Consider the following 14,043-nt stretch of genomic DNA (forward strand, 5'->3'; position numbering starts at 1 on the left):
GCACGATTGAGCACCTCACAGCTGTTCGGTCCGCGGACGGCCCGTACGGCGTGATCCGTACGGCCCGCCCCTTCTCCGTCCTCGGCCCGGTCGCCTCAGCGCCCCGTCCGCCGTGCCGCGCGGAGGGGCGGTCCGCGCCGTGCGCCCCGCCGGAGCGGCCGCCGCGTGGCGCGGCCCGGTTCCACGAGGAACATCGAGTAACCCCCCTGGCCTGTGCGCCAGTATTCCGTGTCACCTACACGCGTAGTACATCGCGATCGCGCACGAACCCTCACATGGCCGGCGGGTGATACCGATCCCGCCATCCGGTCATGGATCCCTTCGCACAACCATACGTATTCATGCGATGAAGTACCACGAATCGCTGTGACGCTGCCGTTAACGCTCGCCGACGATCGATCGGGCACAGGCGTGCTCACGGCCGCCGTACACCATTCCCCCACACGAGCCCCGCCCCTGTCCCGGTGGCCATGCGGCTCGCCGCCCGCCGCCCCCGGGGAGAAGCCCTGCCCCGGACGGCGCCTCTGTGAACGTGAGCAACGCCACGAAGTGAAAGAGGCGTTCGCTCGACGTCCCGACCGTCGACCTTCGGCCACCGTGGCCGGACCGCGGTGTCGGGGCGGCGGGGTCAGGGGGGCGGTGCCTGGACGCCCGGCCGGAACTTCGGCACCCGGACCGTGATCTTCGTACCGGCGCCGACGCCCGTCTCGATGACGAGACCGTGGTCGTCGCCGTACACCTGGCGCAGTCTGCGGTCCACGTTGCGCAGCCCGATGCCGGTGGACGCCCCCGCCGTGCCGCCCAGGATCCCGCGCAGCCGCTCCGGCTCCATGCCCACGCCGTTGTCCTCGACGACCACCCGGGCCTCGGTGCCCTCGTCCTCGGCGGTGATCGACACCCTGCTGCGCTCCACGGAGTCCTCCAGGCCGTGTTTGAGGGCGTTCTCGACCAGGGGCTGGAGACACAGGAACGGCAGGGTCACGGGCAGTACCTCGGGGGCGATGCGCAGGGTGACCTGGAGCCGGTGGCCGAACCGGGCGCGGGCCAGCTCCAGATACTGCTCGATGGAGCGCAGTTCGTCGGCGAGGGTGGTGAAGTCGCCGTCGCGGCGGAACGAGTAGCGGGTGAACTCGGCGAACTCCTGGAGCAGTTCACGGGCTCGGTCGGGGTCGGTGCGGACGAAGGAGGCGATGCTCGCGAGCGAGTTGTACACGAAGTGCGGGGAGATCTGCGCACGCAGCGCCCGCACCTCGGCCTCGTGCGCGCTGGACCGGGCCCGGTCGAGGCCGGCGAGGTCGAGGTCCACGGAGAGCCGGCGGGCCGCCTCCTCCGCCGCCCGGACCAGCGCGGCGGACTCCGCGTCCGCGCACACGGCGAGCGTGCCGGCCGGCTCCCCGCCGGCGCTGAGCGGCACCAGGGCGGCCCAGCGGACGGGGCAGTCCTCGTCGGCGCAGGACAGGGCGAGGGAGCGGGGGCGGGGGGTGGCGGCCAGCTCGGCCGCGAGCTGGTCGCGGTGGTGCTCGGCGGCGCCGTCCCAGACGAGGACGCGGGTGTCGTCGGCGAGGGCGAGGGCCGGGGTGCCGAGCAGGGGGCGCAGCCGGCGGGCCGCCCTGCGCGCCGTGTCCGGGGTCAGCCCGGCGCGCAGCGGTGCCGCGGCGAGGGCCGCGGTGCGCAGGACGTGGGTGAGGGCGCGCGTCCCGTCGGTGCCGGCCGCGTGCTCCAGTTGCCGGCGCGCCGCACCGTGTCCGAGGGCGGCCCCCAGCACGAACAGCGCGAGCCCGGCCAGGACGAGGGCCGCGGTGACGAGCGCGGTCATGAGCGGTACGGCCGCGGGCGGGCGGGCGGTGGGACGGACACGGGTCTCCTCGGTCGGGGCGCGGGGCGCGGGGCGGCCGGGCCGGCCGGGATCGGGGCCGGCGGGGTCCGGTTCGCGCGGGCGGGGCGGGGCTCGTCAGGGGTGGGTGGGGGTGGACTCGGGCAGGTGGAGGCGGGCCATCGTGACGTTCGTGCCGGGGGGCACCCGGTGCCGGGTGGCCAGGGACGTGAGCACCATGGCCGCGAACCCCACGGGCACGGACCACACCGCGGGCCAGGCGAGCAGGGCGTGCAGCGGGCCCGGGCGGACACCGCCCGCGATGGTCACCGTGACCGCGGTGAGCGCCGAGCCGCCGCCGAGCAGCAGCCCGGCGATCGCGCCCGGCGGGGTCAGGCCGCGCCACCAGATGCCGAGCACGAGCAGCGGGCAGAACGAGGAGGCGGACACCGCGAAGGCGAGCCCGACGGCGTCGGCCACCGGCAGGTCGCTGACCACGGCGCCCGCGGCGGTGGGCACCGCGACCGCGGGCAGCGCGGCGAGCCGGAAGTGGCGTACGCCGAGGGCGGGCAGGACGTCCTGCGCGAGCACCCCGGCCACGGACAGGGTGAGCCCGGAGGCGGTGGACAGGAACGCCGCGCAGGCGCCGCCGGCGACGAGGGCCCCGAGCAGGTCGCCGGCGACACCGCCGATCAGCCGCTGCGGCAGCACGAGGACCGCCGCGTCGGTGTCGCCCGTGAGCAGCAGGTCGGGCGCGTACAGCCGGCCCAGCATGCCGTACAGGGGCACCAGGAGGTAGAAGGCGCCGAGCAGGCCGAGCACGGTCACGGTGGTGCGGCGGGCGGCGCGGCCGTCGGGGTTGGTGTAGAAGCGGACGACGACGTGCGGCAGTCCCATCGTGCCGAGGAACGTGGCCAGGATCAGCCCGTAGGTGGCGTACAGGCCGTGCTGTGCGCGGTCCGTGGCGAGGGGTTCGCCCCAGCTGGACGGGGCGGTGCCGCCGGAGGCGCGGTCGGGCAGCGGGACGCGGGCGCCGGCCGGGAAGCGCAGGGTGGTGTCCGCGCCGACGCGGTGCCGGCCCGCGGCCAGGGTGACCGGACCGCCGTGCAGGGTGCGGCCGTCGACGGACCCGGAGACGGTCACGCGGACCGGCGCGTCGGCGGCGAGGGTGACCGGCCGGTCCAGGCGCACCGCGGTCGGGCGGTGGAAGACGGGCCGGTCGTCCCAGGAGGGGGCCGGGGCGTGGTCGGCGCGCCAGGCGAGGAGCAGGAACGCCACGGGCACCAGCAGGGCGGTGAGTTTCAGCCAGTACTGGAAGGCCTGGACGAAGGTGATGCTGCGCATCCCGCCGGCGGCCACGGCCGCCGTCACCACCGCCGCGACGATCAGGCCGCCGAGCCAGCCGGGCGCCCCGGTGAGCAGCCGCAGGGTCAGCCCGGCCCCGCGCAGCTGGGGCAGCAGGTAGAGCCAGCCGATGCCGACGACGAGCGCGCCCGCGACCCGGCGGACCGCCCGGCTCTCCAGCCGGGCCTCGGCGAAGTCCGGCAGGGTGTAGGCGCCGGAGCGGCGCAGCGGGGCGGCGACGAAGGCCAGCAGCACCAGGAACCCGGCGGTGTAGCCGATGGGGAACCACAGCATGTCGACGCCCTGGGCGAGGACGAGCCCGGCGACGCCGAGGAAGGAGGCGGCGGACAGGTACTCGCCGCTGACCGCGCAGGCGTTGAGCCGGGGGGCGACGGTGCGTGAGGCGACGTAGAAGTCCGACGTGGTGCGGGAGACGCGCAGGCCCAGCGCGCCGACGAGGACCGTGGCGAGGACCACGGCCGTCACGCCCGCGATGCCGTACGCGCGGTTCACCGGCCGGTCCCGGTCTGTGGTCGGCGCATGGTCAGGTGCGCTCCGCGGGGGCGGGGTCGGGTGCGCCCCTCTCGTTGCGTTCGGCCCGGCGGACGTACCAGACGCCGATGCCCAGCAGTGCCGGGTAGGGCGCCACGCCCAGCAGGAGCCAGGGGACGGGCGGGACGCGGGGCGAGGCGCCGGCGGGCGGCAGGAGCCGCAGGAGGACGGGGAGCAGGCCGAGCGGGGCGGCGAGCAGGGCCGTCGCGGTGAGGGCGGCCCGCAGCTGACGACGCATCAGCGAGCGGACGGCGGTGCCGTCCGGGCGGGCCGGGCCGGGGGCCGAGGGCGGTGCGGTCCGGCCGGTGCCGGGGGTGTGCGGCCGTGCGGTGACCACCTCTCGGCGAGGGACGGATTCCGCAGCCATCGCGCACTCCCCGGCGTCGCGGTGATCACCTTGTGTGCGGCGAGTGTACGCAGAGCGCCACCGGCGAGACAGCCGGTGGACGGGATTCGCCACGGCCGGATCCGGGCCGCCGCCGCGCCGTGGGGTCAGCGGGGCCGGTCCGCCGCGCGGCGGGCCAGCAGGTCGCGCAGTTCACGGGCGTTGCGGCGGCTCACCGCGAGCACCCGGTCGCCGATCCGCACGCTCAGGTTGCCGCCGTCCAGGCGGAGTTCCTCGATCCGGCCGAGGGCGACGAGGCGGCTGCGGTGGATGCGGACGAAGCCGTGGGCGCGCCACTGTTCCTCCAGGGTGGACAGCGGTATCCGCACCAGGTGGCTGCCGTCGCGGGTGTGCAGCCGGGCGTAGTCGCCCTGCGCCTCGGCGTAGGTGATGTCGGCGACCGGCACGAACCGGGTGACCCCGCCCAGCTCCACCGGGATCTGGTCGCCGAGCGCCGGTACGGGCGGTGGGAGGGCGGCGGGCCGGGGGCCCTGCCCGGCCCGGACCAGTTCGGCGACGCGTCGCACGGCCTCGGCGAAGCGCTCCCGGCGCAGCGGCTTGAGCAGGTAGTCCACGGCCTTGAGGTCGAAGGCGCGGACCGCGAAGTCCTCGTGGGCGGTGACGAAGACGATCAGCGGGGGTGTGGCGAACCCGCCGAGCAGCCGGGCCAGTTCCAGGCCGTTGAGGCCGGGCATGCTGACGTCGAGGAAGACGACGTCGAAGGCGTCGGCGCCGCCCGGCCCGTCCTCCATGGCCCGGCCGAGCCGGCGCAGCGCCTCGGTGGCGGCGGGGGCGGGCACCACCGTGCCGACCCGCGGGTCCTTCCCCAGCAGGTACAGCAGTTCCTCGAGCGCGGGCCGCTCGTCGTCCACCGCCAGGACGCGCAGGGGTACGTCGCTCACGTGCATGTCCGGCAGCTCCTGTCACCCTCGGTCTCCTTGCGGGGAATGGTGGTCCCCCCGAGGGCCCGGCGTCGAGATCGCGTGCGGGGTGTGTCCGGGCCGGCGGGTGTGTCCGGCCCCTTCCCCGGCCATGATTGCCTCGCGGGGGAGACGGACGGCGGGCGGGAGGAGACCCGGTGGCACACCTGACGGGCGAGCAGTGGGACGCCCACTACGCGGGCGGCGGCCGGTTCCGGCCGCCGGGCGACGCCGAACGCCGGCTCCTCGCCGCGCACGTCCCGGCCCCCGCGGGCGGTGTCGCCCTGGACGTGGGCTGCGGGCTCGGCGAACTCGCCCGGCACCTGGCCGGGTCCGGCTACCGGGTGGACGCGGTGGACCTGTCCGACGCGGCGCTCGCCGCGGCCCGGCGCGCGGACGGGCCGGACGTGACGTACCTGCGGCTGGACGTCGAACACGACGACCTGCGGCGGCTCCCGCACACCGCCTACGACTTGATCACCGTCCGGCTCGCCTGGGTGTTCGTCCGCGACCGTACCCGGGTACTGAACCGGCTGCGGGAGCGGCTGCGTCCCGGTGGCGCGCTCTGCGTGATCACCCCCGTCGCGGACGCCGTGGCCGAGGAGCGGCGGTCGGTCGCCCTGGACGAGACGGAGATCGGACTGCTGTGCGCGGGCTGGAAGTCGGTGGGCCGGTACGACGCCGAGGGGCTGGCCCTGCTGGTGCTGCGCGGCCCCTCCCCCGGCCCGCTCGTGTGCGCGGCGAAGGGGCGTCCCGTCCCGCACGCGCTGACCGGTGCCGGTGTCGTCGTCACCGATCCGGCGGGCCGGGTGCTGCTGGGCTGGTCGGTGCGGGGTGTCTGGGAGCTGCCCGGCGGCAAGAACGACCCGGGTGAGGACTTCGCCGCGGCCGGTGTGCGGGAGCTGGCGGAGGAGACGTCGCTGCGGGCGGACCCGGACGGCGCCCGGGTGCGGGCGGTGTTGCTGGACTCCGTCGACGGTCTGCCCCGGCTGACGGCCGCCGTCCGGGTCACCGTGTTCACCGGCGAACCGGCGGTCACCGAGCCGCACCTGATCCACCGGTGGGAGTGGCACGAGGTCGCCGACCTGCCCGCCCTGTCGGCGCCGCTGTTCACGCCGAGCGCCCACGTCCTGGACACCGTGTGGCCGGGCCTCCTGCCGGGCCTGCCCCCGGTGCACCGCTACCCGGTCGCCGGGGACTGAGCGGCCCGGTCGGGGTCAGTCCTCGGACAGCAGGGCGGTGAGCACGCGGTCGGGGGTCAGCGGGAGTTCGCGGAAGCGGATGCCGGTGGCGTGGTGGACGGCGTTGCCGAGGGCGGCGGCCGTGCCGACGATGCCGATCTCGCCGATGCCCTTGCTGCCCATCGGGTTGAGGTGGGGGTCGTCCTCGTCGATCCAGTCGGCCTCGACGGCGGGGACGTCGGCGTGGGCGGGCACGTGGTAGGAGGCGAGGTCGCTCTCGGTGAAGTCGCCGAACGCGGGGTCCAGGGTGCTGCCCTCGGTGAGCGCCATGCCGAGGCCCATGACCATGCCGCCGGTGAACTGGGAGCGCGCGGTACGCGGATTGAGGATCCGGCCGGCGGCGTAGACGCCCAGCATCCGGCGGACGCGGATTTCGCCGGTGACGGTGTCGACGGCGACCTCGGCGAAGTGGGCGCCGAACGCGTGCCGGGCGTAGGGGCTGTCGGCGTCGGCGCGGCCGGTGGTGTCGGCGCTGACGGTCAGCCCGTCGGGGGGCAGCGGGCCGGGGTGCGCGGCGAGCCGGGTGCAGGCGTCGTGCACGGCCCAGCCCCAGGAGGCGGTGCCGGAGGAGCCGCCGGCCAGCGGGGCCGGCGGCAGGTCGCTGTGGCCGACCTCGGTGCGGACCCGGTCCAGGGGGACGCCGAGGGCGTCGGCGGCGATCTGGGTGAGGACGGTACGGGCCCCGGTGCCGATGTCGGCCGCGTTGACCCGGACGGTGAACGTACCGTCGGGCAGGGCCTGGGCGGTGGCCGAGGACGGCGACGCCATCACGGGGTAGGTGGCCGCCGCGACGCCGGTGCCCAGGAGCAGCGGGCCCTCGCGGCGGACGCCGGGGCGTGGGTCGCGGTCGGCCCAGCCGAAGCGCCGGGCGCCCTCGCGCAGGCACCGCACGAGGTTCCGGCTGCTGAACGGTTTGCCGCTGCCGGGTTCCCGGTCGGGTTCGTTGCGCACGCGCAGTTCCACCGGGTCCACACCGACCGCGTCGGCGAGTTCGTCCAGGGCGGACTCCAGGGCGTACATGCCGGGGGCCTCGCCGGGGGCCCGCATCCAGGACGGGCTGGGCACGTCCAGCGGGACCACGCGGTGGGCGCTGCGCAGGGCGGGGGCGGCGTACATGGTGCGGGAGACGAGGGCGGCGTACTCCACGAACTCCTTCACCCGCGAGGTGTGGGTGGTCACCTCGTGCAGCAGGGCGGTGAGGCGGCCGTCCGCGTCCGCTCCGAGCCGGATGCGCTGCCGGGTGGGGGCGCGGTGGCCGGTGGTGGTGGGCAGGTGGCGGCGGTGACAGGCCACGGTGACGGGCCGGCCGGTGTGCCGGGCGGCCATCGCGGCGAGGACGACGTCCGGGCGCGGGGTCCCCTTGGAGCCGAAGCCGCCGCCGACGTGCTCGGCGACGACGGTGATGTGCTCCTCCGGCAGCTCGAACAGCTGGGCGAGCACGGAGCGGACGGCGGTGCCGCCCTGGCTGGAGGTGTGCACGATGAGCCGGTCGCCGTCCCAGCGGGCGGTGCTGGCGTGCGGTTCCATGGGGTGGTTGTGCAGCGGCGGCACCCGGTAGGTGGCGTCGACGCGTACGGCGGCGGCGGCGAAGGCCGCTTCCGGATCGCCGTGCTCCAGGGTGCCGGGCTGGCCGCCGGCCTCGTCGGGCGCGTAGGCGTCCCGGTGGGCCTCGCTCAGGTCGACGTCGTGCGGCCGGGTGTCGTAGCCGACGCGGACCGCGCGGGCGGCGGCGCGGGCCGTCTCCAGGGTCTCGGCGACGACCAGGGCCACGCACCAGCCGCGGTGCGGTACGGCGGTGTCCTGGAGGACGGCGAGGGTGGCGTCGTCGGCCTCGGCGAGGCGCGGGGCGTCACCGGGGGTGAGGACGGCGAGGACGCCGGGCAGGGCGAGGGCGGCGGAGGTGTCGACGCCGGTGACCCGGCCGCTCGCGACCGCGGCCGGCACCGGCCAGGCGTGGGCGCGGCCGGGCACGGCGTACTCGGCGGCGTAGCGGGCGGCGCCGGTGACCTTCTGGCGTCCCTCCGTGCGCTCGGCGGGGGCGCCCAGGGCGCTGCCGGTCATGGTTCCTCCTGGGGCGGCTTCAGGCCGTTGTGGGGGCCGGGGCGAGACGGGTCAGGACGTCGAGGGCCAGATTGCGGGCGAGGGGCACCTTGTAGGCGTTGTCCCGCAGCGGCTCGGCGTGCGCGAGTTCGAGTGCCACGGCTCCCTCGAAGGCGGCCGGGGTGGCGGGGGCGCCCAGCAGGGCCAGCTCGGTGTGCCGGGCCCGCCAGGGCCGGTGGGCGAGTCCGCCGAAGGCGACGCCCGCCTGGTCGACGACCCCGTCCACGACCTTGAGGACGACGGCCACGGAGGCGAGGGCGAAGGCGTACGACGCCCGGTCCCGGGCCTTGCGGTAGGCGGAGGGCACCCCGGCCGTGGCGGCCGGCAGCAGCACCCCGGTGATCAGTTCCCCGGGGCGGATCCAGGTGTCGCGTTCGGGGTGCTCGCCGGGCAGCCGGTGCAGGTCGGCCACGGCCAGGCGCCGGGTGCCCTCGGTGCCGTACAGCTCGACCTGGGCGTCCAGCGCGGCCAGGGCGACGGCCATGTCCGAGGGGTGGGTGGCGATGCAGTGCGCGGAGTGGCCGAGGACCGCGTGGTCGCGATGGACGCCGTCCCGGGCGCCGCAGCCGCTGCCCGGCTCCCGCTTGTTGCACGGTTTGTCGAGGTCCTGGAAGTAGGGGCAGCGGGTGCGCTGGAGCAGGTTGCCGCCGGTGGTGGCGGCGTTGCGCAGCTGCGCGGAGGCGCCCGCCAGCAGGGCCTGGGACAGGGCGGGGTAGCGGTCGCGGACGCGCGGGTCGGCGGCCAGGTCGCTGTTGCGGACGGTGGCGCCGACGCGCAGGGAGCCGTCGGGCAGCTCCTCGACGGTGTCCAGCGGCAGCCGGCCGATGTCGATGAGGAGGTCGGGCCGCTCGACACCGAGTTTGAGCAGGTCGACCAGGTTGGTGCCGCCGGCGAGGTAGCGGGCGCCGGGGTGGGCGGCGTACGCCTCGACGGCCTCCTGGAGGCCGGCAGGCCTGAGGTATCCGAAGCCGGTCACTCGATCACGTCCTCGATCGCCTCGACGATGCGCGGGTAGGCGCCGCAGCGGCACAGGTTGCCGCTCATCCGCTCGCGGATCTCCGGGCGGTCCAGCGGTACGGGCCGGCCGGCGGGGGTCTCGGGGCCGGTGACGTGGGAGGGGTGGCCGGCCGCGGCCTCGGCGAGCATGCCCACGGCGGAGCAGAGCTGGCCGGGGGTGCAGTACCCGCACTGGAAGGCGTCGCGGTCCAGGAAGGCCCGCTGGAGCGGGTGCGGCTGCTCGCCGTCACCGCCGAGACCCTCGACGGTGGTGACCTCGCGGCCGTCGGCGGCGACGGCGAGCAGCAGGCAGCTGTTGAGGCGGCGGCCGTCGACCAGCACGGTGCAGGCACCGCACTGGCCCTGGTCGCAGCCCTTCTTGGACCCGGTGAGGTCCAGGTCCTCGCGCAGCACGTCCAGCAGGACGCGCCGGTGATCGACGAGGACGGTGTGGGGTTTGCCGTTGACCCGGAGGGTCACCTCGGAGTGGTGGCCGGGCTCCTGTGCGCTGGTCATGAGGGGGCTGACCTTCCGGACGGACGGTGGGTGCCGTCCAGACCGCGTATCCAGGCGCGGCCGGCTCACACCTGTCAGCCGGCGGCCGCGGTGGTCCGGGCCACCTTGTCGGTGACGTCCGCGGTGTCGCGGGCGGGCGGCGCGGTGACCCGTGCCTCGGTCCCGTAGTCCGAGAAGCGCAGCACGGTCGTGCTCGTCACGGCCGTGTCCTGCCGGCCCGGCGTCTTGTGGACGAGGGGGTGCAGGGTCACCCGGACGCTCTCCTGGCGCAGCCGGCCCTGCCCGTCCAGCCACAGGTCGACGGGCAGCCGGGACTTCCCGAGCTGCTCGCGCAGTTCCCGCTCCCGCGCGGCGTCGCCCGAGGAGAGCACGGAGACGGGGACGGAGACGCGGTAGTGGGTGGTGCGGGTGCCGTCCAGGGTCTGGGTGCCGACGCGGGTGACGTCCTCGGAGCCGACGTTCTTGAGGTAGCGGACCGGTTCGGCGGGGTCGCTGACCTGGGACCGGCCGGCCGAACCCCGCTGGGCGAGCCGCTTGAGGTCGATCTTCGCCCAGGTCTTGCCGCCCGGGACGGCGTCCTGCTTCCCGCGGGACGGCTTCTGGTAGACCACGCCGTCGACGACGCGCTGCTCGACGGTGGCGCCGCGCGTGGTGAGCGTGACGCGGCTGCTGCCGTCCTTCAGGGCGGCCACGCCGTCGCCGTGCGCCGTGACGGCCTGGTCACCGGCGACGACCTTGCTGGTGACGGCGATCTTCGCGCTGTCCGCGGCCACCGTCCGGCGGTAGGCGTCCTGGACGGCGCGGGCGGGCGGGGTCGCGCTCGGCCGGGCCTGCGCGTCCCCGCCCTTGCCGTCACCGTCGTCGTTGCCGCAGCCGGTCAGCCCGGCGGCGAGCACGAGGGCGGCGACGGCACTTCCGATCCCAGCCTTGGACACAGTGGGGTCCCCTTCCGATTCACGCCTGATCGTGGGTAGTTGACCCGATCACGGCTTCCCCGTCCGGTGTCGCTCACGCCCCGGCGCGGGGCCGGGAACCCGCGTACCGCGGCCGCTCAGACCGTCGGCACGGTCTCGTCCCGCCGGGCGAACCGGGTGCGGTGCAGCTCCGCGTACCGGCCGCCCGCCGCCAGCAGTTCCTCGTGCGTGCCGCGCTCGGCGATCCGGCCCGCCTCCACGACCAGGATCTGGTCGGCGGCCCGCACCGTGGACAGGCGGTGGGCGATGACGACGGCGGTACGGCCCTGGAGCGCCTCGGTGAGCGCCTCCTGGACGGCCGCCTCGGACGTGTTGTCCAGGTGGGCGGTGGCCTCGTCCAGGATCACCACGCGCTGGCGGGCCAGCAGCAGCCGGGCGATGGTCATGCGCTGGCGTTCGCCGCCGGAGAGCCGGTAGCCGCGCTCGCCGACGACCGTGTCCAGGCCGTCCGGCAGGGAGCGTACGACGTCGGTGAGGCGGGCGCGGCCGAGGGCGTCCCACAGGTCGGCGTCCGTGGCGTCGGGGCGGGCCAGCAGCAGGTTGGCGCGGACGGTGTCGTGGAAGAGGTGGCCGTCCTGGGTGACCATGCCGATGGTGGCCCGCAGCGACGCGGCGGTCACGTCCCGGACGTCGGTCCCGCCGACGCGGACCGCGCCCGCGTCGACGTCGTACAGGCGGGGCAGGAGCTGCGCGATGGTCGACTTGCCGGCGCCGGAGGAGCCGACGAGGGCGACGGTCTGCCCGGGTTCGGCGCGGAAGGAGACGCCGTGCAGGACCTCGGCGCCGCCCCGGGTGTCGAGGGCGGCGACCTCCTCCAGGGAGGCGAGGGAGACCTGGTCGGCGGCGGGGTAGGCGAAGCGGACGTCGTCGAACTCGACGGCGACCGGCCCCTCCGGGACCTCGCGGGCGTCCGGCTTCTCCGCGATGAGCGGCTCCAGGTCGAGCACCTCGAAGACCCGCTCGAAGCTGACCAGCGCGCTCATCACCTCGACCCGGGCCCCGGCCAGCGCGGTCAGCGGGGCGTACAGGCGGGTCAGCAGCAGGGCGAGGGAGACCACCGCGCCGGGCTCCAGGGTGCCGCGCAGCGCGAACCAGCCGCCGAGGCCGTAGACCAGGGCCAGGGCGAGCGCGGAGACCAGGGTGAGCGCGGTGATGAACACCGACTGGGCGGTGGCCGTGCGCACGCCGATGTCGCGGACCTCGCGGGCGCGGGCGGCGAACTCGGCCGACTCCTCCTCCGGGCGGCCGAACAGCTTGACCAGGGTGGCGCCGGGGGCGGAGAACCGTTCGGTCATCCGGGTGCCCATGGCCGCGTTCAGCGCCGCCGCCTCCCGCTGCATGCGCGCCATCCGGCGGCCCATGCGGCGGGCGGGCAGCACGAACACCGGCAGCAGCACGAGCGCGAGCAGGGTGATCTGCCAGGACAGGGTGAGCATCACCGCGAGCGTGAGCAGCAGGGTGACCAGGTTGCTGACCACGCCGGAGAGGGTGTTGGCGAACGCCCGCTGGGCGCCGATCACGTCGTTGTTGAGACGGCTGACCAGCGCGCCCGTACGGGTACGCGTGAAGAACGCGACGGGCATGCGCTGCACATGATCGAACACGGCCGTGCGGAGGTCGAGGATGAGTCCCTCCCCGAGCGTCGCCGACAGGCGCCGGCCGAGGATGCCGAGCGCCGCCTCGGCGAGCGCGACCAGGCCGATGAGCAGGGAGAGCCGGACCACGGTGCGGGAGTCGTGCCCCGCCACGATCGCGTCGACGACGCGGCCGGCGAGCACGGGGGTCGCCACGGCGAGCAGGGCGGTCACCACCCCCAGGGCCACGAACCGGATGATGCCGGAGCGGTGGGGTCGGGCGAAGGCGGCGATGCGGCGCAGCGTGGCGCGGGCGAGGGGGCGACGCTCGGACTGCGCGTTCATCACGCTGTGCAGCTGCGTCCAGGCGGTGGTTTCCATGCTCATGGGAGAGAACGTAGAACCTCAAGCGACGTCGAGGTCAAGGGCCGCGCGCTGCCGCCCCCGCCGCAGTCCGCCGCGACGCCTCCCGCCCGGCGCGCCGCCGACCTCCGGGCGCCGCGCCCGACCGGGCTCCTGCCGGCCGCGGTCGCCGGTGTACGGCGCTCGCTGCGCGCCGTGTTCACCCGGCCGGGGCGGTGGTGCCGGCGGCGTCGGGACGCGGGGGCGCCGGTGCGCCCGCGGGCCTGAGCCGCGAAGCTACGGGGAGGCCACCGCCCCCGCCCGCGCGGGGGCCCGAGAAGGAGGTTGCCGGATGCCGGTGCGCGTCGAACGCCAGGAGCACGTCACCACGGTCGTCCTCGCCCGGCCGGAGGCCCGCAACGCGGTCGACGGCCCGACGGCCGCCGCGCTCGCCGCCGCCTTCCGGGCGTTCGAGGCGGACGACGGCGCCCGGGTGGCGGTGCTGTGGGGGGAGGGCGGCACGTTCTGCGCGGGCGCGGACCTGAAGGCGATCGGCACCGAGCGCGGCAACCGGGTGGCCCAGGACGGTGACGGGCCGATGGGGCCGACGCGGCTGCGGCTGTCCAAGCCGGTGATCGCGGCGGTGGCCGGGCACGCGGTCGCGGGCGGCCTGGAGCTCGCCTTGTGGTGCGATCTGCGGGTCGCGGAGGAGGACGCGGTGTTCGGGGTGTTCTGCCGGCGCTGGGGGGTGCCGCTGATCGACGGCGGCACGGTACGGCTGCCCCGGCTGGTCGGGACCGGCCGGGCCATGGACATGATCCTCACGGGCCGCCCGGTGCCCGCCCCCGAGGCACACGCGATGGGGCTCGCCGACCGTGTGGTGCCGACCGGCACCGCCCGCGCCGAGGCGGAGGCCCTCGCCGCCCGCATCGCCCGCTTCCCCCAGGCCTGCCTGCGCGGCGACCGCGCGTCGGTCCTCGACCAGGAGGGCCGGGACGAGGAGACCGCGCTGCGCGCCGAACTCCGCCACGGCATGGCCGTCCTGGCCCAGGGCACACCGGGCGCGTCCCGCTTCGCCGCCGGAGCCGGCCGACACGGAGCCTTCCCGGACGCCTGAACCACCACACCCCGACCACACGGACCACGACATGCCGCCGAGGACGGGGAGGGTCAGGGGGCGGTGGGCCGGGGCGGGCAGTCGGGGTGACGCGGCGCCAGTGGCGTGCCGTCGACGGCCGGAAGGTCGGGGGCGGTGGGACGCATGGGTGCCGGGGCCGCGACGTTCG

At 76.0% G+C, this 14,043-nt stretch carries 11 protein-coding genes; 2 read left to right on the plus strand and 9 right to left on the minus strand.

Features of this window, described 5'->3' with window-relative positions:
• Positions 1–628: 628 nt before the first annotated feature.
• The 4 genes from ACIQVT_RS30200 to ACIQVT_RS30215 form a co-directional block, all read right to left on the minus strand.
• On the minus strand, positions 629–1,816 hold the full coding sequence (locus tag ACIQVT_RS30200; protein ID WP_403761098.1) for a sensor histidine kinase: 1,188 nt from the start codon (positions 1,814–1,816) through the stop codon (positions 629–631).
• 135 nt (positions 1,817–1,951) lie between these two features.
• Positions 1,952–3,670 carry a cation acetate symporter gene (locus ACIQVT_RS30205; RefSeq protein WP_403761103.1) on the minus strand — a complete coding sequence of 573 codons (1,719 nt, stop codon included), beginning with the start codon at positions 3,668–3,670 and terminating at the stop codon, positions 1,952–1,954.
• Positions 3,671–3,701: 31 nt separating this feature from the next.
• On the minus strand, positions 3,702–4,076 hold the full coding sequence (locus ACIQVT_RS30210) for a hypothetical protein (RefSeq protein WP_403761106.1): 375 nt from the start codon (positions 4,074–4,076) through the stop codon (positions 3,702–3,704).
• A 125-nt stretch (positions 4,077–4,201) separates the two neighbouring features.
• Positions 4,202–5,002, minus strand: coding sequence for a LytR/AlgR family response regulator transcription factor (locus tag ACIQVT_RS30215; RefSeq protein ID WP_403761109.1), 801 nt, complete (start codon positions 5,000–5,002; stop codon positions 4,202–4,204).
• A 170-nt stretch (positions 5,003–5,172) separates the two neighbouring features.
• Here ACIQVT_RS30215 and ACIQVT_RS30220 point away from each other — a divergent pair, with 170 nt between their 5' ends.
• Positions 5,173–6,216: a bifunctional class I SAM-dependent methyltransferase/NUDIX hydrolase gene (locus ACIQVT_RS30220; RefSeq protein WP_403761112.1), complete on the plus strand. Its 1,044-nt coding sequence runs from the start codon at positions 5,173–5,175 to the stop codon at positions 6,214–6,216.
• Positions 6,217–6,231: 15 nt separating this feature from the next.
• On the opposite strand, the gene ACIQVT_RS30225 is transcribed toward ACIQVT_RS30220, so the two are convergent.
• From ACIQVT_RS30225 to ACIQVT_RS30245, 5 genes are all read right to left on the minus strand, one after another.
• A complete protein-coding gene (locus ACIQVT_RS30225; RefSeq protein ID WP_403761115.1) occupies positions 6,232–8,316 on the minus strand; it encodes a xanthine dehydrogenase family protein molybdopterin-binding subunit in 2,085 nt (694 codons plus the stop codon).
• 19 nt (positions 8,317–8,335) lie between these two features.
• The gene (locus ACIQVT_RS30230; RefSeq protein WP_403761123.1) at positions 8,336–9,331 is read right to left on the minus strand and encodes an FAD binding domain-containing protein; all 996 of its coding nucleotides are present in this window, start codon (positions 9,329–9,331) and stop codon (positions 8,336–8,338) included.
• Positions 9,328–9,867 carry a (2Fe-2S)-binding protein gene (locus tag ACIQVT_RS30235; RefSeq protein ID WP_403761129.1) on the minus strand — a complete coding sequence of 180 codons (540 nt, stop codon included), beginning with the start codon at positions 9,865–9,867 and terminating at the stop codon, positions 9,328–9,330. Before ACIQVT_RS30235 ends, ACIQVT_RS30230 begins: the two co-directional genes overlap by 4 nt.
• 74 nt (positions 9,868–9,941) lie before the next feature.
• Positions 9,942–10,802 (minus strand): hypothetical protein, encoded by an 861-nt coding sequence (locus ACIQVT_RS30240; RefSeq protein WP_403761132.1) that lies wholly within the window; start codon positions 10,800–10,802, stop codon positions 9,942–9,944.
• A gap of 116 nt (positions 10,803–10,918) precedes the next feature.
• Entirely contained in the window at positions 10,919–12,796 is a 1,878-nt protein-coding gene (locus ACIQVT_RS30245) for an ABC transporter ATP-binding protein (RefSeq protein ID WP_403761660.1), read from the minus strand.
• A gap of 313 nt (positions 12,797–13,109) precedes the next feature.
• Between ACIQVT_RS30245 and ACIQVT_RS30250 the strand changes: the two genes are divergently transcribed.
• A complete protein-coding gene (locus ACIQVT_RS30250) occupies positions 13,110–13,874 on the plus strand; it encodes a crotonase/enoyl-CoA hydratase family protein (protein WP_403761135.1) in 765 nt (254 codons plus the stop codon).
• Positions 13,875–14,043 lie beyond the last annotated feature (169 nt).

Source organism: Streptomyces sp. NPDC100445 (assembly GCF_044759735.1).
GTDB lineage: Bacteria > Actinomycetota > Actinomycetes > Streptomycetales > Streptomycetaceae > Streptomyces.

What these genes read in the sequence shown, in the direction of transcription:
- ACIQVT_RS30200 (WP_403761098.1), bottom strand. Translation starts at nt 1,816, where the DNA reads ATGACCGCGCTCGTCACCGCGGCCCTCGTCCTGGCCGGGCTCGCGCTG.
- ACIQVT_RS30210 (WP_403761106.1), bottom strand. Translation starts at nt 4,076, where the DNA reads ATGGCTGCGGAATCCGTCCCTCGCCGAGAGGTGGTCACCGCACGGCCG.
- ACIQVT_RS30215 (WP_403761109.1), bottom strand. Translation starts at nt 5,002, where the DNA reads ATGCACGTGAGCGACGTACCCCTGCGCGTCCTGGCGGTGGACGACGAG.
- ACIQVT_RS30225 (WP_403761115.1), bottom strand. Translation starts at nt 8,316, where the DNA reads ATGACCGGCAGCGCCCTGGGCGCCCCCGCCGAGCGCACGGAGGGACGC.
- ACIQVT_RS30235 (WP_403761129.1), bottom strand. Translation starts at nt 9,867, where the DNA reads ATGACCAGCGCACAGGAGCCCGGCCACCACTCCGAGGTGACCCTCCGG.
- ACIQVT_RS30245 (WP_403761660.1), bottom strand. Translation starts at nt 12,796, where the DNA reads ATGGAAACCACCGCCTGGACGCAGCTGCACAGCGTGATGAACGCGCAG.
- ACIQVT_RS30250 (WP_403761135.1), top strand. Translation starts at nt 13,110, where the DNA reads ATGCCGGTGCGCGTCGAACGCCAGGAGCACGTCACCACGGTCGTCCTC.